The organism is Pseudonocardia nigra, assembly GCF_019396355.1.
Classification (GTDB): Bacteria; Actinomycetota; Actinomycetes; order Mycobacteriales; family Pseudonocardiaceae; genus Pseudonocardia; species Pseudonocardia nigra.
On the sequence record NZ_JAHKRK010000280.1, the window covers coordinates 1 to 8,240 of the forward strand.

Consider the following 8,240-nt stretch of genomic DNA (forward strand, 5'->3'; position numbering starts at 1 on the left):
CGGCGGCCGCCCTCGTCCTGGTCGTGCTGGCCGCGGTCGTCGGCGGCCCGGCCGCCGCGGCGGCGATGCTGCTGACACTGCTGGTCATGGTCGGGGCGTGGTGGCTGCGCAGGCGCCGGATCGCGCGGCAGGAACAGGAGCTGGGCCTGCCCCCGGCCCTGCCGCCGACCACGTGATCAGGACCGGAGGACCCCGACGGCGACCGCGACCAGCGCGGCGCCGGTGATCCCGTCGACGGCCCGTCGGGCACCCGCGCGCCGCGGCGCCGCACGGCCCGCCACGGCGGTCCCGAGGGTGATCACCACCGCGAACCAGACCGCGGCCGCCATCACGGTCGTGCCTGCGAGCAGCAGGATCTGACCGGTCACCGCCGGCCCGGGCACCACGAACTGCGGGATCAGGCCGAGGAAGAACAACAGCGCCTTCGGATTGAGGAGGTTCCCGGCCAGGCCGTCGCGGTAGGGGCGGGCCGGGCCCACCACGTCCGCCGCGTCCGGCGCCCGGACGAGGAGCGCGGCGCGCAGGGCCTGGACCCCGAGCCAGACCAGGTAGGCCGCCCCGGCCACCCGGATCGCGGTGAGCACCTCGGGGCGGGCCGCGAGGAGCGCCGACAGGCCGAGGGCAGCGGCCGCCGTGTGCGCCGCCAGGCCCGATACGACGCCCGCGGCGGCCCGCAGCCCGGCCCGGGCCCCGGCGAGCGTGTGCCGCAGGACCACCGCGAAGTCCGGTCCCGGGGTGCACAGCACCACCAGCAGCACGCCCAGGAACGCGATCCAGCGCTCGACGGTCACGCCACCGGCTCCGGGACGGGATCGCCGAGGGCCGCGAGGTCGCACGTGAGCGAGCTTGCGAGCTCACCATTCAACACAGCAGTGGCGCGAGCGCAGCCGACGAGCGCAAGCGAGGAGGCTTCAGCGAGACGCCGGACCGCGTTCGAGGGCCCGAGCAGCGCGAGACCGTGGATGCGCACGTCCGCCGTGGGCGTGCGGCCGAGCGCCGCGGCGTAGTCGGCGTAGGTCCGCGCCGTCTGCGCGAGGTCGGGGAAGGCCAGGACGGTGACGCCGGCGTCCGCGGCGGCGGCGCGCAGCGCGGCGAGCCCGGCCGGGTCCGCGGCCAGCACCGGGACGACCACCTCGGCGATGCCCGGCCAGCGGGCACCGGCGGCGTCCGCGGTGTCGGGCCCGAGTGCGACGCGCCCGCCCGCACCGATGGAGGCGCCGAGCACGGCGGCGGCGTTGGCGATCAGCCAGCGCGGTGCGGCGGGGTCGAGGACGAGGACGCAGCGGGGAGGAGCCATGTGCACAGCCTCGTCAGCTGTCCGGCTACAGAAAAACGAGTCCGGATAGTGTCCGACTCATGGCCGAAGAACGCCCACTGGATCCGGTCGACTGGCGCATCCTGCGAGAGCTCCAGGACGACGCATCGGTCACCAACAAGGAGCTCGCCGCCCGCGTGGGCCTGCCGACGTCCTCGTGCCACGAGCGGGTGCGCAGGCTGCGGGCGCTCGGCGTGATCACGGCGGTGCGCGCCGTCGTCGATCCGGCGTCGATCGGGCGCGGTCTGCAGGCGTTCATCGCCGTGCAGCTGCGGCCGCACCGGCGGGAGCTGGTGGAGGCGTTCACCTCCGGCGTGCTGGCGCTCCCCGAGACCCTCGCGCTCTACACCGTGTCCGGCCCGGACGACTTCTTCGTCCACGTCGCCGTCTCCGACAGCGCGCACCTGCACCGGCTCGTCGTCGACCACTTCACGACCCGACCGGAGGTCGGGCACGCCCAGACCCACCTCATCTTCGACCGCCCGCTGGTCGCGCCGGTGCGGCCACGCCCGGCCGATCAGTCGGCGAGCCGGGCGGCGCGGGCCTCGAGGTAGCGCCGCTCCGGGACGCTCAGCGTGGCGTCGGCGGCCAGTTCGTAGTGCGTGCGCGCTGCCGCCGCATCGCCGGCGAGGTCGAGCAGGTGCGCGCGCACGGCGTGCACCCGGTGGTGGCCCGCCAGGGCCGGGTCGGCCGCCGCCTCGGCGAGCCGTTCCAGGCCCGCCTCCGGCCCGTGCACCATCGCGACGGCGACGACGCGGTTGAGCGTGACCATCGGGCCCGGCGCCAGCGCGGCCAGGTGGTCGTAGAGCGCGAGGATCTGCGGCCAGTCGGTGTCCTCGGCGCGCGCGGCCTCGTCGTGCACGGCCGCGATCGCGGCCTGCAGCTGGTAGGGGCCGATGGGCGCGGTGGCCAGGGTCGCCGTGATCAGGGCGACGCCCTCGGCGATCGCAGCGGCGTCCCAGCGGTCGCGGTCCTGCTCGGCGAGCGGGACGAGCGCACCGTCCGGGCGGGTCCGCGCCGGCCGCCGGGCGTCGGTGAGCAGCATCAGCGCGAGCAGCCCTGCGACCTCGCCGTCGTCGGGGAGGAGCGCACGCAGCTGCCGGGTGAGGCGGATCGCCTCGGCGGTGAGCTCCACGCGGTGCAGCGCCTCGCCGGAGCTCGCCGTGTAGCCCTCGTTGAAGATCAGGTACAGCACGTGCAGCACGGCGGCGACGCGCTCGGGCAACTGCACGGGCGGCGGCATCCGGAACGCCGCACCGCCCGCCTTGATCCGCTGCTTCGCCCGGCTGATGCGCTGCCCGACCGTGGACTCCGGCACGAGGAAGGCCCGCGCGATCTCCCCGGTGGTGAGCCCGCCGACCGCGCGCAGCGTCAGCGCCACCTGGGAGGACTCGGTGAGCGAGGGGTGGCAGCAGAGCAGGAACAGCGTGAGCGTGTCGTCGACGTCGGCGGCCGGCTCCGGGTCCGGCGGTGCGAGCGCGGCGACCGTCTCCTCCCGGCGCGCCCGTGCCGTCTCGCTGCGCCACAGCTCGATCCGCCGCCGGGACGCGGTGGTGATCAGCCAGCCCTTCGGGTTGTCCGGCAGCCCCTCGGCGGGCCACTGCAGGGCCGCGGCGAGCAGCGCCTCCTGCACGGCGTCCTCGCACGTGTCGAAACCGCCGTGGCGCCGGACGAGCGCTCCGAGGACCTGCGGGGCCAGCTCCCGCAGCAGGCTCTCGACGCTGTCCGGGCCACCCGTCACTCCGGCGCCCTCGTCATTCCGGCCAGGCGTCCATCGCGCCGAGGTCCAGCACCGGCCGTACCTCGACCAGCCCGAACTCCGCTTCGGGCACGCGCGCGGCGATCTCGACCGCGCGCTCGGAGCTCTCGCACTCGACGAGGTAGAACCCGGCCAGCTGTTCCTTCACCTCGGCGAACGGCCCGTCGGTGGTCAGCGGGCGGCCCTCGCGCACCGACACCCGCGTGGTCTGCGCCGGGTCGGCCAGCGCCTCCGAGACGACCAGCTCACCGGACGCGGCCAGATCCGCGTCCAGCGCCGCGTAGACGCGCAGGCCCTCGGACCGCTCGGCGTCGGAGAGCTCCGCCCAGGTCTGTCGCGAGACCGGGTTGCCGTAGATCAGGATCAGGTACTTCACCGGTGCCTCCTGTCGCCGAGGAGCACCGTACCGAGCGGTGTACCGCTGGCACCGCCGCCGTGGCGCAGCACGATCCGTCGAGCCGCCGGGGCCACCACGTCCGGAGGATGTGCCAGTGCACGACAGCGACCGGTTGGTGACCGCGTCGAACCGGCCGGGCTACGCGCCGAGGGTCGCGGGGTCGAACTCGCCGTTCTTGACGCCCTGCACGAAGTCGCGCCACTCCTCCGCGGTGAACGCGAGCACGGCGCTCTCCTCGTGCTTGTCGTCGCGGACCAGGACGCGCCCGTCCGGCAGCGCGGCGACGGCGACGCATCCGCCGTGGTGGCAGAAGCTGCTGGTGGCGAACCGGGGAGTGGTCACGGGCACCTCACGTTCGGTCCGGCCGCGCCCACCGGCGCGACGATGGCGAGATCGTGCGCGCGACACCTCCCGGACGCAACAAGTTACGATCGATCGGGGGACCTGCACTTACCGTGACGGCCCGGGCGCGGGATTGGACCGGTGCCCACCGGATACCCGAACGGGCGTGGACGCCGAGATCACCCTGCAGGTCGACGGGGCGCCGCAGCGGCTCACCGTCGACACCCGGACGACGTTGCTCGACGCGCTGCGCGAACGCCTGGGCGTGACCAGCCCCAAGAAGGGCTGCGACCACGGGCAGTGCGGCGCGTGCACGGTTCTGGTCGACGGCAGACGGGTGCTGAGCTGCCTCATCCTCGCCGTCACGCAGGACGGCCACGAGGTCACCACAGCCGACGGGCTCGCACCGGAGGGCGAGCTGCACCCGGTGCAGCAGGCCTTCCTCGACCACGACGCGTTCCAGTGCGGCTACTGCACGCCCGGCCAGGTCTGCTCGGCGGTGGGGATGCTCGACGAGCACGCGCGCGGCTGGCCCAGCGCGGCCACCACCGACATGGCGTCCGACCCGGAGCTCGACCACGACGAGGTCGCCGAGCGCATGAGCGGCAACCTCTGCCGGTGCGCCGCCTACGCGAACATCGTCCCCGCGGTGCAGCAGGCATCTGGCCGGCAGGCGGGGGGCCGGTCGTGAAGCCGTTCCGGTACCAGGTGCCGGGCGACGCGGTCGCCGCCGTACAGACCGTCTCCGCCGACCCCGACGCCGCCTACCTCGGCGGCGGCACGAACCTCGTCGACCACCTCAAGCTGGGCGTCGCGACGCCCGGGCTGCTCGTCGACGTCACGTCGTCGACGTCGGACGCTGTCGAGGAGGACGGGGGCGGTCTGCGGATCGGTGCCGCCGTCCGCAACAGCGACCTGGCCGCGGACCGGCGCGTCCGCGCGCGGTACCCGGTGCTCGCACAGGCGCTGCTCGCCGGGGCGTCCGGGCAGCTGCGCAACATGGCGACCACCGGCGGCAACCTGCTGCAGCGCACCGGCTGCGTGTACTTCCAGGACGTCACCACGCCGTGCAACAAGCGCTCCCCCGGCGCGGGCTGCTCGGCGATCGGCGGGTACACCCGCCAGCACGCGATCCTCGGCGCGTCCGAGCACTGCGTGGCCACCCACCCGTCGGACATGGCCGTGGCGCTGGCCGCACTCGGCGCGCAGGTCCGGGTGCTCGGCCCCGGCGGCGAGCGGCTCGTGCCGATCGGCGAGCTGTACCGCCTGCCCGGCGACGACCCGTCCCGCGACACCACGCTCGCCCACGGCGAGCTGATCCTCGGCGTCGACCTGCCGGTGTCCCCGATCGCGGCGCGCTCCCGCTACCGCAAGGTGCGCGACCGGGCGTCGTACGCGTTCGCGCTGGTGTCCGTCGCGGCCGCGCTGGAGGTCGACGGCGGGGTGGTCCGCGACGCCCGGATCGCGTTCGGCGGAGTCGCGCACGCGCCGTGGCGGGCCCGGGCCGCCGAGGACGCGCTGCGCGGCGCGACGGCGTCGGACGAGGCCTACCGGGCGGCCGCCGACGCCGAGCTCGCCGCCGCGGAACCGGTGCCCGGCCTCGACGGAGGGAACGCGTTCAAGATCCCGCTGCTGCGCCGCACGCTCGTGTCCGTGCTGCGTGAGCTCGCCGTCGAGGAGGTGTGACATGACCGAGCTGCTGGAACCTCGCGCGATCGGCCAGGCCCTCGTCCGCCGGGACGGGACCGACAAGGTCCGCGGCACCGCCGTCTACGCCTACGAGACCCCGGTGCTCGAACCGCTCTACTGCCACCCGGTGCAGGCGACGATCGCCCGCGGGCGCGTCACCGCGGTCGACACCACGGATGCCGAGACGCTCGACGGCGTCGCCACGGTGCTCACGCCGCACACCGCGGAACGCCTCGCATCCACCGAGGACGCCGAGCTGGCCGCGCTGCAGACCGACGAGGTGGCCTTCCGCGGGCAGGTGATCGGGGTGGCGATCGCCGAGACCTCGGAGCTCGCGCGGCAGGCCGCCGACCTCGTCCGCGTCACCTACGAGGAGGCCGAGCACGACGTCACCCTCTCCGCCGACCGCGACGACCTCTACGCGCCCGAGAAGGTCAACCCCGCCTTCCCGACCGACACGGACGACGGCGATGTGGACGCCGCGCTGGCCGCGGCCGCCGTGACCGTCGAGCAGACCTACTCGACGGCGATGTACCACAACAACCCGCTCGAACCGCACGCGACGACGGCGTTGTGGGACGGGTCCGGGCGCGGCTTCCTGACGCTGTGGGACTCCACGCAGGGGGTGCATCCGGCGCGCTCCACGGTGGCGGAGGTCTTCGGCTTCGACGAGGAGCAGGTCCGGGTCATCTGCCCGTATGTGGGCGGCGGGTTCGGGTCGAAGGGGACGCCGCACGTCCACGTGGTGCTCGCGGCGATGGCCGCGCGGGCCGTGCCGGGCCGGCCGGTGAAGCTGGCGCTCACCCGCCAGCAGATGTTCTCCCTCGCCGGCTACCGCACCCCCACGATCCAGCGGATGCGCCTCGGCGCCGACCGCGAGGGCCGGCTGCAGGCGATCGCCCTCGACGTGGTCGAGCAGACCTCGCGGATCAAGGAGTTCGCCGAGCAGACCGCTGTGCCGACGCGGATGATGTACGCCGCGCCCAACCGGCGCACCACGCACCGGCTGGCCGCGCTCGACGTGCCCGTGCCGTCCTGGATGCGGGCACCCGGGGAGTGCCCGGGCATGTTCGGACCCGAGGTCGCGATGGACGAGCTGGCCGAGGCCCTCGGGATCGACCCGATCGAGCTCCGCATCCGCAACGAGCCCGAGCTCGACCCGGAGTCGGGCAAGCCGTTCTCGAGCCGCAACCTGGTCGCGTGCCTGCGCGAGGGGGCGCGGCGGTTCGGCTGGGACGGCCGCGACCCGCGGCCGGGCGTGCGGAACGAGGGCGGCTGGCTGGTCGGCACGGGCGTTGCGTCGTCGGTGTACCCGACCTACCGGCAGGCCACGTCGACCGCCACGATCCGCTACGAGGCAGGCCGCTACACCGCGGCGATCGGCGCGGCCGACCTCGGCACCGGCGCCTGGACGGTGCTCCCGCAGATCACCGCCGACGCGCTCGGCGTGCCCAGCGAGGACGTCGACGTGCTGATCGGCGACACGAACCACCCCGTCGCGTCGGTGGCGGGCGGGTCGTCGGGCACCGCGACCTGGGGATCGGCGCTGGTGGAGGCCGCGCGGGCGTTCCGGGACAAGTTCGGCACCGACCCCGACGACGGCGACGAGATCGCCGGCTCCGTCGGGAAGAACGAGGCGACCGAGACCTACACGATGGCCGCGTTCGGGGCCCAGTTCGTGGAGGTGCGGGTGCACGCCGACACCGGCGAGCTGCGCGTGCCCCGGCTCTTGGGCGTGTTCGCCGCGGGGCGCATCATCAACCCCCGCACGGCCCGGTCCCAGTTCATCGGCGGCATGACGATGGGGCTGTCGATGGCGCTGCAGGAGCACAGCGTGCTCGACCCCCGGTTCGGCCACGTCGTCAACCACGACCTCGCCGAGTACCACGTGGTCGTCAACGCCGACGTGGGCGACGTGCAGGCCCACTGGATCGACGAGACCGACCCGCACGTCAACCCGATGGGGTCCAAGGGCATCGGCGAGATCGGGATCGTCGGTACCGCCGCGGCCGTGTCGAACGCGGTCCACCAGGCCACGGGCGTGCGGGTGCGGGACCTGCCGATCACGCTGGACAAGCTGCTCGACGCCCTGCCCGGCTGACTGCGGCAGGCTCAGCAGGCGGCGGCCGCGCGGGGGCAGCGGATCGACAGCGTGGCGGGCGGATCGGCAGGCGCGCGGTGGCCCCGGCGAGGGTCGGCACGTACGCCTTCGTCGCGAAGGCGGCCCTCTCAGCGGCGGAGATCGCCACGAGCCGACCTGCCCCACCGGCTGCGCCCGGACCGCCGCGATCACGGGCAGAAGGCGCCCACCCGATCTTCACGGCCGGCGCTCAGCCCGTGATCGTCCGGCGACAACGCCACGACCAGCGCAACCGCCGTGATCTGAAGGCTGATCACGGCGGGAGGGTCGTCAGGTGCTCGTCGACAACGACCCTCTGCCCGTGATCGCCGCCGACCTCCCACGACATCGCCGCGGGCCGCTCCTGCTCCTCGCGCGCTTCCACGACGTCGACCTCGCGGGAGCGGCCGAGGAGAAGTGGCTCCGCTGGCTCGACCCCGCACCTGCCCCCGACTGAGCGAACGGCCCTTTCGCACGAACCCATTGACCGAAAATGTCGCTCGCGCAACGGGGCCCGACCCCGCGCCCGACCCACGCACCCACCCGGTCATCGTGCGAACGACCCTTTCGCGCAAACCTATTGCGCGAAAGGCCCGTTCGCGCAACGGGATCGGCGTTC

General features: G+C 74.4%; 10 protein-coding genes. 5 read left to right on the forward strand and 5 right to left on the reverse strand.

Annotation, left to right across the window (positions count from 1 at the left end; translation table 11 throughout):
• Window positions 1–176: 176 nt before the first annotated feature.
• Both KME75_RS37570 and KME75_RS37575 read right to left on the reverse strand, forming a co-directional pair.
• Window positions 177–791, reverse strand: coding sequence for a LysE family translocator (locus KME75_RS37570; protein ID WP_219419704.1), 615 nt, complete (start codon window positions 789–791; stop codon window positions 177–179).
• Window positions 788–1,297 carry a DUF2000 domain-containing protein gene (locus KME75_RS37575; RefSeq protein WP_219419705.1) on the reverse strand — a complete coding sequence of 170 codons (510 nt, stop codon included), beginning with the start codon at window positions 1,295–1,297 and terminating at the stop codon, window positions 788–790. The genes KME75_RS37570 and KME75_RS37575 overlap by 4 nt, the downstream gene beginning before the upstream one ends.
• Before the next feature lie 59 nt (window positions 1,298–1,356).
• On the opposite strand from KME75_RS37575, the gene KME75_RS37580 reads away from it, so the two are divergent.
• The gene (locus KME75_RS37580; RefSeq protein ID WP_219419706.1) at window positions 1,357–1,869 is read left to right on the forward strand and encodes an Lrp/AsnC family transcriptional regulator; all 513 of its coding nucleotides are present in this window, start codon (window positions 1,357–1,359) and stop codon (window positions 1,867–1,869) included.
• Here the strand turns inward: KME75_RS37580 and KME75_RS37585 are convergent.
• The 3 genes from KME75_RS37585 to KME75_RS37595 form a co-directional block, all read right to left on the reverse strand.
• The gene (locus KME75_RS37585) at window positions 1,833–3,056 is read right to left on the reverse strand and encodes an RNA polymerase sigma factor (RefSeq protein WP_219419707.1); all 1,224 of its coding nucleotides are present in this window, start codon (window positions 3,054–3,056) and stop codon (window positions 1,833–1,835) included. The genes KME75_RS37580 and KME75_RS37585 overlap by 37 nt on opposite strands.
• A 13-nt stretch (window positions 3,057–3,069) precedes the next feature.
• On the reverse strand, window positions 3,070–3,450 hold the full coding sequence (locus tag KME75_RS37590; protein WP_219419708.1) for a YciI family protein: 381 nt from the start codon (window positions 3,448–3,450) through the stop codon (window positions 3,070–3,072).
• Between the two features lie 159 nt (window positions 3,451–3,609).
• The gene (locus tag KME75_RS37595; protein WP_219419709.1) at window positions 3,610–3,813 is read right to left on the reverse strand and encodes a DUF397 domain-containing protein; all 204 of its coding nucleotides are present in this window, start codon (window positions 3,811–3,813) and stop codon (window positions 3,610–3,612) included.
• Window positions 3,814–3,979: 166 nt separating this feature from the next.
• Here KME75_RS37595 and KME75_RS37600 point away from each other — a divergent pair, with 166 nt between their 5' ends.
• The 4 genes from KME75_RS37600 to KME75_RS37615 all read left to right on the forward strand — a co-directional run bounded on the left by KME75_RS37600 (window position 3,980) and on the right by KME75_RS37615 (window position 8,078).
• Window positions 3,980–4,504 (forward strand): (2Fe-2S)-binding protein, encoded by a 525-nt coding sequence (locus tag KME75_RS37600; RefSeq protein ID WP_219419710.1) that lies wholly within the window; start codon window positions 3,980–3,982, stop codon window positions 4,502–4,504.
• A complete protein-coding gene (locus tag KME75_RS37605; RefSeq protein ID WP_219419711.1) occupies window positions 4,501–5,499 on the forward strand; it encodes an FAD binding domain-containing protein in 999 nt (332 codons plus the stop codon). The genes KME75_RS37600 and KME75_RS37605 overlap by 4 nt, the downstream gene beginning before the upstream one ends.
• Before the next feature lies 1 nt (window position 5,500).
• Window positions 5,501–7,603, forward strand: a complete 2,103-nt coding sequence (locus KME75_RS37610; RefSeq protein WP_219419712.1) for a xanthine dehydrogenase family protein molybdopterin-binding subunit — start codon at window positions 5,501–5,503, stop codon at window positions 7,601–7,603.
• Between the two features lie 313 nt (window positions 7,604–7,916).
• Complete coding sequence (locus KME75_RS37615) at window positions 7,917–8,078, forward strand: nucleoside triphosphate pyrophosphohydrolase family protein (protein WP_219419713.1); 162 nt, start codon at window positions 7,917–7,919, stop codon at window positions 8,076–8,078.
• Window positions 8,079–8,240 lie beyond the last annotated feature (162 nt).